Source organism: Alteromonas sp. PRIM-21, assembly GCF_027563165.1.
In the GTDB taxonomy this organism is placed as follows: Bacteria; Pseudomonadota; Gammaproteobacteria; order Enterobacterales; family Alteromonadaceae; genus Alteromonas; species Alteromonas macleodii_A.
The window spans coordinates 35,324-52,972 of record NZ_JADOEK010000015.1; the positions used below are offsets into that span (position 1 = coordinate 35,324).

Sequence of the window (17,649 nt, forward strand, 5' to 3'; positions counted from 1 at the left end):
TAAATGGCACATTTCACGGTAATTGGATTAGGAAGATTTGGCATAACCGCCAGTATCGAGCTGATACATATGGGCCATACCGTAACAGGTATAGATAAAGATGAGAAACTTGCCGAGCAGTACGCAGGTGAGCTCACTCAAGCACTCATATGTGACGTTACAGATGAGAGGGCCCTGAAAGAACTTAATCTCTGTCAGAGCGAAGCCGTACTTGTAGCCATAGGCGAAGATATGCAGGCCAGCCTTCTGTGCACTCTTCATCTTAAAAATTTGGGCGTTAAGGATATTTGGGTAAAAGCTAATACTTCAGCCCACCATACTATCCTCTCTAAACTAGGAGTGACACGAATTATTCACCCAGAAGAGGAGATGGGAGCACGAGTAGCACAGGCTTTAAACTATCCAATGGTAAGTGACTATTTGAGTATTGGTCATGGTAGTTATATTGTAGATATACACCTCCCCTCTCCTTTTCAACCAACCTCAATTGACTCGCTCATAAAAGGGTTCGAGAACTCAATTCACTGTTTAATGGTGAAGCGAGGGCAAGAGGTTATGAAATCCCCACCGCCTTCTTATATTGTTCGCGAGTGCGATACGTTAATCTTATTCGGCCCCAAAGAGGCCTTAGTTCGGATTGCCCCAAGGCTAAAATAATGACACGCTGGAATTTGCAACGTCGCCCTTTATCACGTAAGGCAAAAAGCGCTTATAAAATCCAAGCGGCTCCACCACTCATACTGTCCCTGAGCTTTTTAGCTGTGATAATTTTAGGAACATTATTGCTCTTACTACCAGGTATGACTACACAATCAATCACGTTCGCAGACAGTCTTTTCACAGCGACATCTGCAGTTACGGTGACAGGACTTGTAGTTGTAGACACAGGGACTGCCTTCACCACCTTGGGGCTTACAGTAATTGCTCTGTTAATTCAAATAGGTGGGCTTGGTTTAATGACCTTTGCGGTAGTCACGCTAATTGCGCTTGGCGGAAGAATAAGCTTTTTGCAACAGTCGGCAATTAAAGAAGCATTTAACCAAACAGATTTATCCACCCTCGCCTCTACGGCGAGGTCGGTTCTAATTTTTGCGTTTATCATTGAAATGATTGGCTTCACTATCTTGGCTTTATTCTGGCTTCAGAGTAAACCACCTGCAGAAGCACTTTTTCACGCATTTTTTTACACAATCTCAGCCTTCAACAACGCTGGGTTTGCATTAAGCTCAGATAGTCTCTCATTTTATGTGGGTAACCCAGTAGTAAACCTCACTATTACCGGTTTGTTTATCATAGGAGGTTTGGGCTTCTCAGTTTGGATAGATCTTATTAAAAAGCGTACGTGGCACAAATTGTCTGTCTACAGTAAATTAATGATAAGTAGCACTATTATCGTAAACGCAATAGCGTTACTCCTTATTTATTCTATCGAAAAAGACAACCCAAATACGCTTGCTAATTTGGACACCACTTCACAATGGTGGGCATCTTGGTTTCAAGCTGTAACACCCCGCACGGCTGGGTTCAATACTGTGGATATAAGTGCATTAGAAAATGCAACTACTTGGCTAACGTTGCTATTAATGTTCATCGGTGGAGGCTCTATGAGTACTGCCAGTGGCATAAAGCTTGTCACCTTTATTGTTCTTATTATGTCGGCCTACAGCTATCTGCGACGCGATCCTTCTCCAGCGATATTTGGCTGCACGTTGTCGAGTGAAACGAGAGGAAAAGCGTTGGCGCTTACGTTAATATCCACTGTAATTGCATGGCTTTCTATATTTATTTTATCGATAACAGAAAATGCGGCGTTTATAGATATTATTTTTGAGGCTATATCGGCTTTAGGTACGGTAGGATTATCACGCGGTTTAACCGGAGAGTTATCTAATACTGGAGGCCTTGTTATCATATTTCTGATGTTTATTGGCCGATTGGGTCCACTGACCATTGCGTATTTTCTTGCTAGCCCTCGTCAGAAAAGAATCAAGTATCCAAATAGTACGCTACCCGTTGGATAAGAATAAAAACAGTGTAAGGCGTATTGTCCACTCCTTACACTGCCTACAGTTGACTTATGACACGAGCGTTTTGATGTATGACTTGATAGATTCGTCTTTGCCATTTTCAAAAAAGCACTTTTGAAAGCGCTCACCAGACACTGCAACTTTTACCAATTCCTGATCAATTTTCTTCAATGTATCGACATAGTCGTCGCATGCCAATGCCGCTTTTAGCTCTGACAGGATACCGGCATTGCGCACTTGAGGTTCGCGTCTTTCAACCGGATAACCAGCTCCGCGCTCGCCAGTAAAAGCCTTTTCGAAAATATAACGGGCGTTCAGCTCAGCTCCCCAACCAAAACCTTTCGCAAAAGGAAGCGCTAACGCATTACCGTTATTTACTTGGTTAAACAAAAAGGCGTCAGAAGGGTCGATACAATAACCACAGAAAACACCAGGTTGCGCGTTCAAAGACATCATAGCGCCCTGCCCGGTACCGCAGCCAGCGACAACGAAGTCTACAGCGCCAGAGTTCAAAAGAACGCCGGCCATAATCCCAAGGTGTACATAAGTTAAGTGATGATCAGTTTCACTTTCCATACCTACATTATGAACACTATGTCCTAGCGAGTCGGCCACAGACGTCAATTCTTTAAGAATTACAGGGTTCTTCGCCGCTTGGCTATTTTCCATCATTAAGGCAATCTTCATGACTACTCCTGAATAAAGTTGAATTTCAAAATGATGATATCATCTTTATCTGTCATTAATAAGCATATTAAGTTAAATCTAAATTTTATTCCCTTTTGGAATTTACTTGATTCCGCGCTTTACATACGTCACAAGAGAACAAAAGTTAATCGAATGTTAGCGCTCGTACTTCTACCGTGATATTTTATGATTGTATTTTATTGCTTTTGGCTTTCTTAATTGATGTTACGACTGTGCTTTTTACTCACTCTTATTAGTATTTCCTTCAGTTCCTTTGCAAACGAGGCGCCCCTGTGTGGTGCTTGTCATGAGAAGGAGCTGACCGATTGGCTTGAATCGGACCACAGTAAAGCAATGGCTATCGCCTCAGAAAACACGGTTTTAGGGGATTTTAATGACATTACGTTTGAGCATTTCAATCAAAAAGCCACATTCTATAAAAAAGATAAAAAGTTCTTTATAGAGTTTCAAGAAGATAAAACAGAACCGAGGGTTTACCAAGTCAGCTATGTGTTCGGTCACTTTCCTCTTCAGGAATACCTTATCAAAACTGAGCAGGGAAAAATGCAGGTCTTTCCATTTGCATGGGACTCAAGAGATAAGTCGATCGGCGGTCAAAAATGGTACCCCATATATCCCGACGAGGAGATAAGCAGGCAGGATAGGCTGCATTGGCTTCAACCTTTGCAAAACTGGAATGGTATGTGTGCGGACTGTCACTCGTCAGGATTAAAAAGAAACTACGACAGTGAAAAAGACACATTCAATACAGTGTGGAATGAGATAAACGTTTCTTGTCAATCTTGCCATGGTCACGTTGACGACGATCATTATGCTGGTAACGGCTCTTCTCACTCGGTTCTTTCTGAGAGCGAACAGCAAGATATTGGCAACTGGCTGTTAGGTAAAGACAAAAAGATAGCCACATGGGAAGGTCCAAAGCGTGACAATAGTTTTATGGAACGCTGCTTTGCGTGCCATTCACTTCGCACGCCACTCAGCGACGGTATCACACCATCTGAACCTTTTTTGTCACAATTTAAACCCGCTTTGCTAACTACCCCGCAATATCATGTTGATGGCCAGATAAAGGATGAAGTGTATGTTTACGGCTCGTTTTTACAAAGTAAAATGTTTGAGGCTGGAGTAAACTGTAACGACTGTCACAACCCTCATACTGCGAAAGTGAAAGTCGAAGGGAATGGCCTTTGTTTACAGTGCCACAAAGCAACAGTATATGATGACGTCGAGCATCATAAGCACGAACCCAATGGCCAAGGCTCACAATGTGTAAATTGTCATATGCCTACGAATACTTATATGGGCGTTGATAAACGAAGAGATCATAGTTTCAAGGTCCCAGCACCGCACCTTACTGAAAAGTTTGGCTCGCCTAACGCCTGTAATAGCTGCCACGAAGACAAAGGCCCGCGATGGGCGCAAGACAAAATCGACGAGTGGCATGGACCGACAGCGCCTTCACACCCAGCTGAAATGCAATATATGGTATTGTTAAGTGGCGACACCTTGACACTCAATAGTCACTTTTCCTTAGCAAAAAACAAAGCACTGCCTGATATAAAACGAGCAACTGTCGTTTCACTGCTTCCCGCTTCAGTTCAAACTCTAGCGTATAAGTATGCCAAAATGCTGGCCAATGACGAGAGCCCGCTAGTTCGTCTAGCATTTTCCGATATTTCATTTCTTGTCGATAAACACAGACGCGTCGAGCTTCTAAAAGCGCTTTTAGCGGATGAATATAAAGCGGTTAGAGTTTCGGCTGCTGAACAGCTAATAGCTTCGGGGGAATTGGCCATTATTTCCGCAAAAGTATTAGACGAGTTATACGAAGCATCTGAACAGAACCTCTGGCGTGGTGAAGGAAACTTAAACGCTAGTCTTATTCAAGCTAATCAAGGTAACTTTGAAAAAGCAAAAGATTTTCTTGAGGCAGGTATATCCCGTGACCCCTTCTTTGAACCTAATTACATAAACCTAGCAAATTTATACCGCTCTTTGGGAGATAGCGCTTTAGAGGCAGCAACGCTTAAAAAAGGTATAAATGCTAATCGACACTCATCGTTAATGCATTACGCAGAAGGAATGCGCTTAATACGCAGCCAAGATTTAAATGCCGCAATAACGCATTTTAACATTGCCACCGATATCGAGCCGACAAACAGCAACTATCTGTATATTTTGGCCTTAGCGCTAGACAAAGCAGGTAATACCAAACGAGCTATTGAGGTGCTAAAAGCACGAAGCCCTAGCGTGAAAGGTCGATACGAATTGCTACAACTCGGATTGGCTTTATCTCAAAAAATGGGGCTCAACGGTGAATTTACATACTTTAGAAAAGAACTAGAGAAAATCTAGCATCCGTAGATGCGCAGAAATCACGTAATTGATCATTAAAACACTTTAAGAAGGAAAACTGAAATGTCTGAAAAGTTAGGTGTTGTAGAAGATATGGGTGGCGGTATCAAGCGTCAGATACTCGCATACAATGACGATGCTATGGCCGTGAAAGTGTGGTTTGAAAAAGGCGCAGAAGGTTACGCCCATAGCCATCGTCATACACAAATTGTTTACTGCGAAGAAGGTGAATTCAACTTCCTCATTGACGGTAAACTCAAGGTATTGAAGGCAGGAGATAGCTGCGTGATCGATCCACATGTTGAGCACGGCACCACTACAGAAACCGGTGGTGTCCTCATTGACATGTTTAGCCCAATGCGGGAAGACTTCTTGTAAAAACGAAAAGCTGAATTTATGGGAAAAGTAAAAGACCCTCAAAAATGAGGGTCTTTATGAATCCTGATTCTTGATCAGGCTTAAATATTGCTCGGTAGAGCATTATTTGTAGATAATCTGATTCACTATGTTTTCTAGCCCTTCTTGCTTTCCAGATACTGGTTTAGGGTCTAAAGATTTGACTTTCGCGTGTTCAGCTAAAGACTCTAGCGACATATTACCGTCTAAGATTTCTCTGCCGAACACAGAATTCCATTCTGCATAGCGGCTCTTAACGTTACTATCCAACACACCGTTAGATATCAATTCGTAAGCTTTCTTCAAACCAAGAGCACAGGTGTCCATACCACCAATATGGCCTAAGAAAAGATCTTCAGCATCGAGGCTTTGACGTCTTAATTTTGTATCGAAGTTGAATCCGCCTGACGTGTAACCGCCGTTCTGCAGAATTTCGTAACAAATAAGCGTCATTTCTTCTACTGAATTAGGAAACTGATCGGTATCCCAACCAAGCTGCGGGTCACCACGGTTTGCATCAATAGAACCGAAGATATCAAGCGCGAAGGCAGTAGCCACTTCATGATGAAAAGAATGGCCAGACAAGGTCGCGTGGTTGGCTTCAATATTTACAGCAAACTCCTTCTCTAAGCCAAACTCCTTCAAGAAACCATAAACGGTTGCTGTATCGTAATCATATTGGTGCTTCGTAGGTTCTTGAGGTTTTGGCTCAATCAACAATAACCCATCAAAACCAATTTTGTACTTGTGCTCAACAACCATATTCATAAAGCGACCAAATTGTTGACGCTCGCGCTTTAGGTCAGTGTTTAATAGGGTTTCATAGCCTTCACGGCCTCCCCATAAAACGTAGTTTGCGCCACCGAGGGCTTTGGTCGCATTCATCGCATGGTAAACTTGGGTAGCGGCCCGGGTGAAGATTTCTGGATTTGGGTTAGTTGCCGCGCCAGACATATAGCGAGGATGGCTAAATACGTTAGCAGTTCCCCACAGGAGTTTCATACCCGTTTCTTCTTGCTTACGTGCTAAAACTTCTGTCATTTCCCCAAAATTGCGAATGTAATCTTGGATAGAATCGCCTTCTGGTGCTACGTCAATATCGTGAAAACAATAAAATGGCGCTCCCAACTTTTCGAAAAATGAAAACGCTACATCGGCTTTTTGTTTGGCTCGCTCCATGGGATCGCCTGCTGCTAGCCAAGGTCTGTCGAACGTGCCACCCCCAAATACATCTGCGCCATCCCAACAGAAATTATGCCAGTAGCACACGGCAAAACGAAGGTGCTCTTCCATTGTTTTGCCACCGATTACCTCTTTAGGGTTATAGTGCTTAAATGAAAGAGGGTTCGTTGAATCTGGCCCTTCATATTGTATAGAAGGAATGCTTTCAAAATAATTGCTCATAGTATTTCCTTTGTAGTCCGCACCATATTGATACGTAACAGTCACTTACAGTTTTTACCTCAAACCGCAACATTACGAATAAAATGTCTCGACGGCGTAGTACAATTCTCTAAACTTCTGCCGCTTATTGAGGTAATTGTCATGAATCTTTTTGTTTGGTGTGTATGTCGCCTCAAGCTTTGGCTTAAAGCATATGTCTGAAAGGTCGGCATCCGGATTGGCAGCTAATTGTGCCAGTCGAGCGGCCCCAAGAGCCGGACCAACATCCCCGCCCTCTCTGTACTCCAGTTCGTAACCGCTGATATCGCTGAGGAGCTGACGCCAGAAAGTACTTCTTGCGCCTCCACCTATAAGGCTTATTGACTTTGCAGTGACACCACTTTGATGCACCGCGTCAATGCCGTCAGCAAGTGCCATCGAAACCCCTTCTATGACAGCTCGTGCCATATGAACCCGCTCAGTCGATGCCGATACCCCAAAAAATGCGGCCTTAGCTGAAGGGTTATTATGAGGTGTTCTTTCGCCCGTTAAATATGGGAGAAAAACAGGTGTTTGAGTGTCGTGGTGGCTTGTATTTTTCTGTACATCGTCGATCATAGACCCAACATCAGCATAACCACTTTGCTTTGCATACCAGTCTAAGCAACTCGCCGCGCTGAGCATAACCGACATCATATGCCAACGATTAGGAATAGCATGGCAGAAACTGTGAACAGCCTGAGCAGTATTTACGGTGAATCGATCAGTTACCGCGAAATATACACCTGATGTTCCAAGCGATAGCATTGCGTGACCAGGCTCATAAATTCCACACCCAATTGCACCAGCGGCGTTATCGCCAGCACCACCAGCAATAACGACATCCTGCATTCCCCAGCGTGCCTCTAATGAGTCTTTTAAGTGCCCTGTAATACTGCTGCCCTCATAAAGAGAAGGCATGTTATCGATGCTCAGGCCGCAGGCTTTTAATAGTTCTTCATCCCAACTACGAGACTCGGTATTAAGCCAAACGGTACCCGCAGCATCCGACATATCAGACCCAAACTCCCCGGTAAGCTGGTACCTCAAAAAGTCTTTAGGAAGCAGTACCTTGTCTATTTTAGAAAAGATTTCCGGCTCATTTTTTCTTACCCAAAGAATTTTGGGGGCAGTAAAGCCTGCCATCATGAGGTTTCCGGTACGGATAGATGAGTCTGGCACTAAGCGAGTTATCTCTTCGCACTCGTCGCTACTTCGACCGTCGTTCCACAATATAGCGGGTCTTAAAACGCTCCCCTCGCTATCTAACAGCGTCGCACCATGCATTTGACCGCTCAAGCCGATTGCTTTGACGGTAGATAAACTGTTCTTATCACTCAACTCATCAAGACAGTCACAGGTGGCCTGCCACCAGTCGTTAGGATCCTGCTCCGACCAAAGAGGATGCGGCATAGATACGGTAAGTGGACGGCTTACTGAATAAACAACCGCTCCAGCTTCGTTGGTTAACACAGTTTTCACACCAGAGGTGCCTAAGTCTATTCCTATGTACATCGACATTTCTCATAAAATAAGCGCTGATGTACGAATGTTGATTACTAAAAGCGTTTATATCAATTACGAAATTTTGTAATCGTTTTGTTAATTACAACATCCTGGTTTAGTATCGCTAAACAAATAATCATAATAAACGTTACGTAATTTGTTTATACGTAGGAAGCTAACATGTTCGAAAAAGCGCACAGTATTACGCTACTTCTGAATGCGAGTAAGATATTCGACAGACAAATTATCGAAGGGATTGGGCGGTACCTCCAAACATCAGATGCAGATTGGGATTTGTATTTAGAAGAAGATTTCTTAACTCGGCTGGAGCATTTAGATGAGTGGCGCGGTGACGGCATAATTGCCGACTTCGATAACCCTGCGATAGAGCGCGCATTGACTAGTACATCTGTACCAGTTGTTGGCGTAGGGGGTTCTTATCAAGACAAAAGCAATTACCCCAATGTGCCCTATGTTGCCACGGATAACTTTGCGCTCGTAGAAGCCGCATTTGAACACTTACGCCAAAAGGGTATAGAAAGGTTTGCGTTCTATGGCAGTCCAATTAGTGAAGGGCAGCGATGGGCGCAAGAGCGCGAAAACGCGATGTTAGCTCTTACTAAGCAGCATGGATATGAGTGTTATGTATATCGTGGTCATGCTGTGAGGGCCGAGACTTGGCAATATTCTCAAAAGAGGCTTACCGATTGGCTTAAAAGTTTGCCTGCGCCTACCGGGATTGTAGCGGTTACAGATTCCCGTGCTAGGCATCTACTCCAAGCATGTGACCATTTAGACCTACTGATTCCAGAGCGATTTGCCGTTATTGGTATCGATGACGATGAACTTACGCGATTCTTGAGCCGAGTTAGTTTGTCCTCTGTCAGACAAGGTTGTCTCGAAATGGGTTTTCAAGCTGCGAAGCTACTTCACAGGCAACTAAAAGGACACGCGCCTAAGAACTCCCAGTTACTCGTTCCCCCCGTTACCGTAGCAGAGAGGCAGTCAACAGAGTTTAAAGCCATCAAAGACCCTCTTGTAATGCAAGCCTCGCATTTTATAAGAATGAATGCTTGTAAGGGTATAAAAGTTGACCAAGTGCTGGACCACGTAGGCATTTCAAGGTCTAACTTAGAGGCCCGATTTAAAGAAGAGCGGGGTCATAGTATTCACACCGAAATACACAATGAAAAATTAAACAGAGCATGCAGAATGCTAAAGGAGACTGACGCGCACAGTAGCGAAATAGCAAAGCGCTGTGGCTATCCTTCTGTTCAATATATGTATGCGCTTTTTCGTAAACACTTTGACCAAACTCCTGTTGAGTACCGCCAAGCAGCGCAACCTGATTATTTAGAAAGTGAATCAGAAAGCCCGGTTATCAACATCTCCTAGATTAGGACCACAACAATAGAGAAAACAATATGGACACAACGTTAACCAATGATACTTCCAGTGAATCGACAAACACTGGATTTATTCTCTTCATAACTATTGTAGCGACGATAGGAGGGTTCCTTTTCGGATTCGACAGTGGCGTGATAAATGGCACTGTTGATGGGCTACAAACCGCTTTCAATTCTGAAAGTGTAGGCACGGGTTTTAATGTATCCAGTATGCTTTTAGGCTGTGCTGTCGGCGCTTTTTTTGCTGGACGCTTAGCAGATCAATATGGCCGCAAGTCTCTACTACTCGTTGCGGCTATTTTCTTTTTAATAAGTGCGTGGGGTTCAGGTGTTGCAACAAACAGTGTCGAGTTTGTTCTTTATCGAATTATCGGAGGTCTCGCTGTAGGCGCCGCTTCTGTAATGGCGCCCGCGTACATCGCAGAAGTATCACCCGCAAAATACAGAGGTATGCTCGCTTCAATTCAACAAATAGCTATTATAGGGGGCCTTTTCACAGCATTTCTCAGTAACTATTTTCTTGCTGATATTGCATCAGGGTCTACTCAAAAACTGTGGTTGGATTTTGAAGCTTGGCGCTGGATGTTCTGGATGGAGTTAGTGCCGGCGTCGCTTTTTTTCATAATGCTTCTTTTCATTCCTGAGAGTCCTCGTTTTTTAGTAGTCAAGCAGAAAACTGGGGCGGCAAGCTCGGTACTAAGCAAGCTTTATGGACAACAAGCGCAGCATAAACTCACAGAAATAGAGGCATCACTGTCTGACGACCATAAGCCTCAGTTAAAGGATTTAATTGATAAAAGTTCAGGGAAGCTGAAATCTATAGTATGGATTGGCATTGGTTTAGCTGCACTACAGCAACTTGTGGGTATAAACGTCGTTTTTTACTATGGAGCCGTACTATGGCAAGCAGTAGGCTTTTCTGAGTCTGACGCATTATTAATAAACGTTATAAGTGGGGCTATAAGCATAGCAGCATGTATTGTTGCCCTCGCCGTGATCGACAAAGTGGGCCGTAAACCGTTACTAAAGTGGGGGTCTATTGGCATGACAGTTACGCTTGCCGTGGTCGCCATTGCCTTTTTAAATGCTGAACAGTCTGTTGATGGAAAATTATCTCTAAACGAATGGGGCCCAATAGCCTTGATTGCAGCGAACCTTTATGTTTTTTGCTTTAACTTCTCATGGGGGCCTGTAATGTGGGTAATGTTAGGAGAAATGTTCCCAAATCAGATAAGAGGTTCAGGCCTTGCTGTTAGTGGTTTAGTCCAATGGTCAACAAATTTTCTAATAACTTGGTCATTCCCAATGTTGCTAGCAGGTATAGGGCTCTCAGGTGCTTACGGCCTTTATGCGCTTTTCTCACTGCTGTCGATTGTATTTGTTATACGTTATGTCTATGAGACTAGAGGCGTAGAACTTGAAGATATGAAGGGCTAATTACCTGTCCTAAAGAATTAGGCTTCTGCAATTTAGTTAACTAGGTGCCTCGGTGGATGCTTGCTGGCACCTAGTTACTACTCTTTCTAAGTAAAACTTTTGACACCGTAAGAGAATTTTGATAGCAGCTCTTAAGTAGTGAGTTACGTCAAAGCCCTTACATATTGAAAGTGCTCTTTTGCGACGACTAATTTTGAAAAATAACTACAAATCTTGGGTATCAATCTTCAAGAAGATTGCCTATTCATGATGAACCTTTGAATTGTTATGAGAAGAGCAAAATTACATGTTAAGACACCTTACCTTTGTCGCCTCATTACTTATATTAGTTGCTTGTACCCTTCCTGAACCTGAATCAAGTTCCAGCAAAGTACAATACAATGAACAGCCACAACCTAGTCACTTACTAGTTGAAGATAATATCCGTCCGCTTAACGTTCACAACGAAGCTCCAAGGCTATCTTGGCATGCCAATGTTGAATCACAAGAGGCTTACCAAATACAAGTCGCTACTAGTCAGGACAAATTAGTTTCTGACTTGCCAGATCTTTGGGACAGCGAGAAAGTCATATCTAGTATTTCTGTTAACGTTCCCTATCAAGGCACGGCGCTAGAGGCAAACAGTAAAGCCGTTTGGAGAGTTCGAGTCTGGTCAAAGGGCGCCGAACAGCCCAGCGAATGGAGCACTCCCTCAACCTGGGAAATGGGCTTACTTAACAAATCCGACTGGCGCGCAAAGTGGTTGCAAGTTAAGCAGCGTGATATCGCACAAGTAACAAAAGACCGAATGGATTGGATAAAATATGCAGCCAATGTTCATCCAAATATCACAGAGAAACTAACAGAGACCGCTTTTAACAAACAACTAGGCGTTGTTGAACAATTAAAACAGCAGCCAACTGCCAGCTTATTTCGTCACTCATTTACTACAGAAACTGGCAAAAAAATCGCGGGAGCAAAACTTCACAGCACAGCTGGAGGGTACTATGAAATATTCTTAAACGGACAGAAGGTTGATGATCGACTTGCTGACCCGGGTCAAACTGATTTTGATAAGCGTATTTTATATAACACTGATGAAGTAAGCGGTTTACTATTAAACGGTCAGAATACTATCGCCGTCCATCTTGGGAGCGGCTGGTATGACGAGAACATTGCCTTTAGCAAATGGTTTAACCCAGACGCAGCTAAGGATAAGAGAAATCATAAAACCTTATCCTATGGACAGCCGAAATTCATAGCCCAATTAGAACTTTTTTATGAAGATGGAAGCAGTCAAATTGTAGCGTCTAATGAAAACTGGATATCACACCCTTCACCTATTTTAAAAGAAGGGCTTTTTTCTGGAGAGCTCTACGACGCCAATGAAGCTGTTGAAGAATGGAACGTAAATACATCTGCAAATAACCTAGTTAACTGGCAACCGGTTGAAGCCTTGAATGAATGGCCTACTGAATCATTGGAACCACAGCTTCTGCCGCCAATAAGAGCAATAAAAAAATTAGAACCTATTAAGCTTTATCAACCGCAAAAGAATGTTTGGGTTTTCGACTTCGGACAAAACTTCACTGGTATACCAACATTAAACCTAGAAGCTTTAAATTTAAAACCAGGGCAAGCTGTCCATATGCGCTACGGAGAATGGGCAGACATAGACGGTAATTTAAGCCAAAAGTCTGGGGGAGGTGCACCACTTCTAAAACAGGTTGATACCTATATAGCTTCTGGAGAAGACGCGCAATTCTGGAGTCCGATTTTCACATGGCATGGTTTTCGTTATCTAGAACTAACTGGCATAGACTTTGAGCCAGAATTAAATGCCGTATACGGACATCTAGTTCGAAGCGACGTTGAAATTGCTGGGCAATTTAAAAGCTCTAGTAACTTGCTAAACAAAATTCATGACATGGCGCTGTGGAGTTACGAAGGAAATTTAATGGCGCTACCGATGGATTGCCCAATAAGAGAGCGAGCTGGGTGGACAGGTGATGCACATGCAGCGCTGATTACTGGTAACTACAATTACGACATGCAAAACCTCTGGGAAAAATATTTAGGTGACTTCGAGACATCGAGTCACATCGCTCCGGCAGTCGTACCTGGCAAACGTTCACATGGCGAAAAGTACGATTGGGCTGTAGCTGAAGTTATTATTGCTTGGGAGCATTATCGCCATCATGGAGATATCCAAGTAATCGCCGAACAGTACGAGAGTATGGTGGAATACATGGACGCTGCAGAGACACAACTAACCGATAACCTTCTGCGCGATGGCTATGGTGACTGGTGTGATCCAGTTCGAGTACCCGGGATGACGCGCAAACGCTGTAATCCTGAATATACTCTACCAACGATGACGACATCTGGCTTTTTAGCACATGGCGCCGACCTAATGGCTAAAATGTCTACGCTTCTGAATAAACCGGAAAAAGCTAAACACTATAGTGCTTTATTCGAAAGGATTGCCTCGCAATATCACAAAGAATTTTATAACCCAGAAACCGGGCATTATGGGAGCCAAACCGCTGACGCCATGGCACTTAGATTCGGTATTACCCCTATACACTTAAGGGCTTCTGTTGCCGAAGCACTGAATAAAGATGTTGTGGAAAACTGGAATGGTCACGGCTCTATTGGCGCATTGGGTCAAACTTATGTATATCGCGCACTGAGCGATTACGGTTACGGAGATACTGCTTTTGGTATATTTACAGCTCAGGGCTATCCTGGTTATCAGTGGCAATTCGATAATCTCAAGGCAACAACCCTATGGGAGCGTAAAGGCGTATGGGATCCAACTAAAGACCCGGAAGGTAGAAACCCGCCAGGCCGCTCATTAAACCACCCTTTTCACAGTGGGTATGACGGTTGGTTTTACGAGGGTTTAGGCGGTATTCGGCCTCACAACGATAATCCAGGCTATCAACATTTTGAGCTGTCACCTGTGTTCCCTAAAGACCTGGAATGGGTTGAAGCAAGTTATAAGACAGGCTATGGGAAAATAGTGAGCAATTGGCAACGCCATGGAAATACTATCCATTGGCAGTTCGAGGTACCAAACAATTCCTCAGCTAAGGTTTCATTACAGGGGAGACCAAGTCGTATATATGAAGCTGGGCAATATTCAGTGACGATTGAACAGTAGAATATAATGATGTGTTAAAAAGCGCCGTCTTCAATACGGCGCTTTTTTTTGGTTAATTGAAAATAAATTGAAACGATTCAGTTTTAGAAAGTTGAACGAACGCCTAGAAGGAAGCGCCTGCCAGTGTATTCGTTCAAAATGACACGCTCTCTTACATCTGCGAAACGAATAGTGTTTTCGTCTAACAAATTACTCACATCAAGTGTAATTTTGGTATTTTCACTTAGCGCGTAGCCAAATCCTAAGTCTAACTGTCCGTAAGCATCAAAGTGCTCTGCTATGCCCGCTAGTCCAGCACGTTTAACTAAGAATTGATCTCTCCAGTTCCAAGAGACCCTCGCAGAAAAGTCATCATCTTCATAGAACGCAACTACGTTATACGAATGAGGTGTAAATCCCTCTAACCCATTTCCAGGCGCAGTTGCTAGTGGAAGGTTTTGGGGCGACGCTAGCGCCTCATCGTCTTGGCCCGTTACAAAAGTATAATTTGCTTGTATACCTGCATTACTGAGGAAACCAGGAAGAAAATCAAAGTACATTAGCCCTGCAAGCTCGTATCCTTGAATTGACCCACCATCTCGGTTTCTATCTGTCGTGTCTCGGAAAATAATTTCACCAAAGGCGGGATGACTAAATCCAGAGGGTACAAGTTCAGTGCTTTCTGAAATAAAAGTCTCAATATCTTTATAAAACAGAGATATTGAAAACGCGTTACCGTTGTCAGCATAGTATTCTAAAGAAGCGTCGTACTGCCATGCTTCGTAAGGTTGTAAATCCGTGTTGTTGGAACGACGAGTGGACAGCCCAAATAAACCGCTAAAACTTTGATTTGGCGTGATATCGCCTAAGTTAGGTCGCGTAATGACTTTAGCTACTGCCGCTCGCAAATCCACGTTGTCACTCAGTGATATTTTTGCGTTTAAACTTGGGAGCAGATTAGAATAAGAATTCTTCTTCTCAACTATTTGTCTCTCTGTTGTGACATAGTCTAGACCCGATGTAGCGCCATCAGCGTCCACTGGGTCAATTCTTATCAACTCTACTGATGGGCCTGATGCTGAGGTATCGGTCTCAACATACCTTAGACCTAAATTTGCAGACCAAGGGAATTCATTAAACTCACCATCAAGATCTAGCCTCACATAGGCACCGTAAGTTGTTTCCTGTACATCTCGAGCTAAATCAGGACGCGCCTGTGAAGAACAAACGTCATTATTTCCAGACCCCTGACGAACTGCCTCGCAATAGCCATCTTTATCAGTCAACAAAAACGAGGTTGGAAAACTTGCGCCTGAGTCACTAAGTAGACTCGGTACTGAAATAGGAGTGAAAATATCTGAAGGCAACGCGAAAAAGCGACCTCCCATATTGGGCCTTGGGCCATTCGGTACATTTATCGCCTCCCATGGCGCCTGAACGCCATCGGTTGGGTCAAATGGCGCGACGAAGTTTGAGTCTGCAAATAAAGTGCCTGCAGAATTATACCCTGGGTCGAACGGTCCCTCTGGAGAGTTAGGTCTATAAATACCAGAGTTGAAAGGCAACGCAGCTTTCTTACGGTCACTGTAGAATACTCCCGTTTGAAAACCACGGATAGCCCCGGAATCCAATTCAAACCCGACATCAAACTTACTTTCAAAAACTTCATCCTCTAACTCAATGGAGGGTGTCAAAGCGACATGCGCACGGGCATTTGCAGGGTCCGCCAAATCGAGAGAAGTAGACCATGAAGGAACATCAGCATTTGTCCATGTGATAATATTTGTTTCAAAATCGGGGCTTGCCTCACCTGCTCTAGGGTCGTCAAGGCTCCCGGGCTCTAAGGGGGCGTTCCACGGATTAGTATCTTTGATTGCTGCTTGAATCCTTGTTGCATCGTTTCGAGCTGTAGCCCGCGACCAAGAAATATCGGCATTGAACGAAACGCCATTATCTAAATAAAGAAAACCGTTCCAACCCAACGCAATAGTCTCACTATCGCCGCCGCCCTCTTCGTAACGATAATCTACGGGACCAAATGTCTTAACAAATGATGTAGCCGTCCCGTTTTCATCTGTTTTCACATCAGAAAAGAATGGAAACTGCATTGGCGCGTTGATGCCCTGTGTGGTGGTGGTTCGTTTAAAATCTACATAGAGAGCATCAACCGTCATACCCATATCGGCGCTTGGTTCGTACTGAAAAGTACTATTAATACTTAAACGCTTTCTATCATCTATAGTAAAACTTTGCCCCATCTCCTGGGGGAAACGAAACTCAACAACGTCATCCGAGTCAACAGTTGGTCCATTATAGTAAGACCATGCTCCACCACGGTGTTCTTCTAACCTTGTTTTTCTATCTTCATAAGATACAGCGAAGAGCAACCCCATCGAGTCCTCAGCGAATGTATTGCTTACCAGTCCAGATACTCGAGGTCCCCATTCCTCCCCTAAATCTTGATATCGGGCCTGTGCAGAGCCTGACATATGAAAACCGATACTATCGAGTGGGCGAGCAGTACGCATGTTTACACTAGCACCTAAACTCCCTTCCCACATATCAGAAGTGGGACTTTTTACCACATCAGCTCCGCTCAAAACCTCTGCCGCCAGCGCCTGAAAATCAAATGCTCTTGACAGATTTACATCGGAGAAGAAGTAATCTACTTCACCAGTTTCAATAGTTGCTATAGTTCGATTATTTAACCGTACAGTATTGAATTCAGGCCCGAACCCTCTAACTGTAATTTTTGAACCTTCACCAGATTGACGGTCGATAAAAACACCTGAAATCCTTTGTAGAGATTCAGCGATGTTTTGATCTGGAAATTTGCCTAAATCTTCTGCTGAAATTGAATCTACAACGCTATCTGCTGACCGTTTATTATCCAGAGCTCCTGTTAGAGATGATCTTATTCCTAACACTTCAACTACTTCGACATCGTTTGCCTCTGGGGTGTCTTGTGCTTGAGATTCGTGAGAGACGTAAAGTGCAGACATGCACGCTAAGTAAATTAAACTATGTTTCAATGTGTGACTCATTTTTTATCCTTAAAATTTAATAAATGAGGTAGGCACTGCCTTGATGTTAAAAATATTGTTCTTATCAGCCACTCAGTGTCTTTCAACTATGAAGGCAACAATAAACAATTAATTAACACGGATTTAACACTACCACTCATGCAAAAATTTAGAATCAAAAATGATCATTTATAGTCAAAAAGTGAAAAATCATAACTTCTATGTAAAATTGAATAAGCAATTAT

Annotated in this window: 11 protein-coding genes; 7 read left to right on the forward strand and 4 right to left on the reverse strand. The window is 43.4% G+C overall.

Annotation, left to right across the window (positions count from 1 at the left end; translation table 11 throughout):
• Positions 1-3: 3 nt before the first annotated feature.
• Positions 4-657 carry a potassium channel family protein gene (locus tag IW644_RS17445; protein WP_131094907.1) on the forward strand — a complete coding sequence of 218 codons (654 nt, stop codon included), beginning with the start codon at positions 4-6 and terminating at the stop codon, positions 655-657.
• On the forward strand, positions 657-2,021 hold the full coding sequence (locus tag IW644_RS17450) for a TrkH family potassium uptake protein (protein ID WP_269918658.1): 1,365 nt from the start codon (positions 657-659) through the stop codon (positions 2,019-2,021). Before IW644_RS17445 ends, IW644_RS17450 begins: the two co-directional genes overlap by 1 nt.
• Positions 2,022-2,075: 54 nt before the next feature.
• On the opposite strand, the gene IW644_RS17455 is transcribed toward IW644_RS17450, so the two are convergent.
• Positions 2,076-2,714, reverse strand: a complete 639-nt coding sequence (locus tag IW644_RS17455; protein WP_269918659.1) for an RpiB/LacA/LacB family sugar-phosphate isomerase — start codon at positions 2,712-2,714, stop codon at positions 2,076-2,078.
• A 354-nt stretch (positions 2,715-3,068) separates the two neighbouring features.
• Here IW644_RS17455 and IW644_RS17460 point away from each other — a divergent pair, with 354 nt between their 5' ends.
• Positions 3,069-5,090, forward strand: coding sequence for a multiheme c-type cytochrome (locus tag IW644_RS17460; protein ID WP_333473926.1), 2,022 nt, complete (start codon positions 3,069-3,071; stop codon positions 5,088-5,090).
• A 63-nt stretch (positions 5,091-5,153) separates the two neighbouring features.
• Positions 5,154-5,468: a cupin domain-containing protein gene (locus IW644_RS17465; RefSeq protein ID WP_269918660.1), complete on the forward strand. Its 315-nt coding sequence runs from the start codon at positions 5,154-5,156 to the stop codon at positions 5,466-5,468.
• Between the two features lie 102 nt (positions 5,469-5,570).
• Here IW644_RS17465 and xylA read toward each other — a convergent pair whose 3' ends face one another.
• Positions 5,571-6,890 carry a xylose isomerase gene (xylA, locus tag IW644_RS17470; protein WP_269918661.1) on the reverse strand — a complete coding sequence of 440 codons (1,320 nt, stop codon included), beginning with the start codon at positions 6,888-6,890 and terminating at the stop codon, positions 5,571-5,573.
• Between the two features lie 72 nt (positions 6,891-6,962).
• Positions 6,963-8,423, reverse strand: a complete 1,461-nt coding sequence (xylB, locus tag IW644_RS17475; protein ID WP_269918662.1) for a xylulokinase — start codon at positions 8,421-8,423, stop codon at positions 6,963-6,965.
• A gap of 171 nt (positions 8,424-8,594) precedes the next feature.
• Here xylB and IW644_RS17480 point away from each other — a divergent pair, with 171 nt between their 5' ends.
• The 3 genes from IW644_RS17480 (at position 8,595) to IW644_RS17490 (ending at position 14,402) form a co-directional block, all read left to right on the forward strand.
• Positions 8,595-9,809, forward strand: coding sequence for a XylR family transcriptional regulator (locus IW644_RS17480; protein ID WP_269918663.1), 1,215 nt, complete (start codon positions 8,595-8,597; stop codon positions 9,807-9,809).
• A gap of 29 nt (positions 9,810-9,838) precedes the next feature.
• Positions 9,839-11,257, forward strand: coding sequence for a sugar porter family MFS transporter (locus tag IW644_RS17485; protein ID WP_269918664.1), 1,419 nt, complete (start codon positions 9,839-9,841; stop codon positions 11,255-11,257).
• 286 nt (positions 11,258-11,543) lie between these two features.
• The gene (locus IW644_RS17490; RefSeq protein WP_269918665.1) at positions 11,544-14,402 is read left to right on the forward strand and encodes an alpha-L-rhamnosidase; all 2,859 of its coding nucleotides are present in this window, start codon (positions 11,544-11,546) and stop codon (positions 14,400-14,402) included.
• Positions 14,403-14,485: 83 nt separating this feature from the next.
• Here the strand turns inward: IW644_RS17490 and IW644_RS17495 are convergent, their stop codons facing one another.
• Entirely contained in the window at positions 14,486-17,425 is a 2,940-nt protein-coding gene (locus IW644_RS17495; RefSeq protein WP_269918666.1) for a TonB-dependent receptor, read from the reverse strand.
• Between the last annotated feature and the right edge of the window lie 224 nt (positions 17,426-17,649).

What these genes read in the sequence shown, in the direction of transcription:
- xylB (WP_269918662.1), bottom strand. Translation starts at nt 8,423, where the DNA reads ATGTACATAGGAATAGACTTAGGCACCTCTGGTGTGAAAACTGTGTTA.
- IW644_RS17445 (WP_131094907.1), top strand. Translation starts at nt 4, where the DNA reads ATGGCACATTTCACGGTAATTGGATTAGGAAGATTTGGCATAACCGCC.
- IW644_RS17455 (WP_269918659.1), bottom strand. Translation starts at nt 2,714, where the DNA reads ATGAAGATTGCCTTAATGATGGAAAATAGCCAAGCGGCGAAGAACCCT.
- IW644_RS17485 (WP_269918664.1), top strand. Translation starts at nt 9,839, where the DNA reads ATGGACACAACGTTAACCAATGATACTTCCAGTGAATCGACAAACACT.
- IW644_RS17495 (WP_269918666.1), bottom strand. Translation starts at nt 17,425, where the DNA reads ATGAGTCACACATTGAAACATAGTTTAATTTACTTAGCGTGCATGTCT.
- xylA (WP_269918661.1), bottom strand. Translation starts at nt 6,890, where the DNA reads ATGAGCAATTATTTTGAAAGCATTCCTTCTATACAATATGAAGGGCCA.
- IW644_RS17460 (WP_333473926.1), top strand. Translation starts at nt 3,069, where the DNA reads ATGGCTATCGCCTCAGAAAACACGGTTTTAGGGGATTTTAATGACATT.
- IW644_RS17480 (WP_269918663.1), top strand. Translation starts at nt 8,595, where the DNA reads ATGTTCGAAAAAGCGCACAGTATTACGCTACTTCTGAATGCGAGTAAG.
- IW644_RS17465 (WP_269918660.1), top strand. Translation starts at nt 5,154, where the DNA reads ATGTCTGAAAAGTTAGGTGTTGTAGAAGATATGGGTGGCGGTATCAAG.
- IW644_RS17450 (WP_269918658.1), top strand. Translation starts at nt 657, where the DNA reads ATGACACGCTGGAATTTGCAACGTCGCCCTTTATCACGTAAGGCAAAA.
- IW644_RS17490 (WP_269918665.1), top strand. Translation starts at nt 11,544, where the DNA reads ATGTTAAGACACCTTACCTTTGTCGCCTCATTACTTATATTAGTTGCT.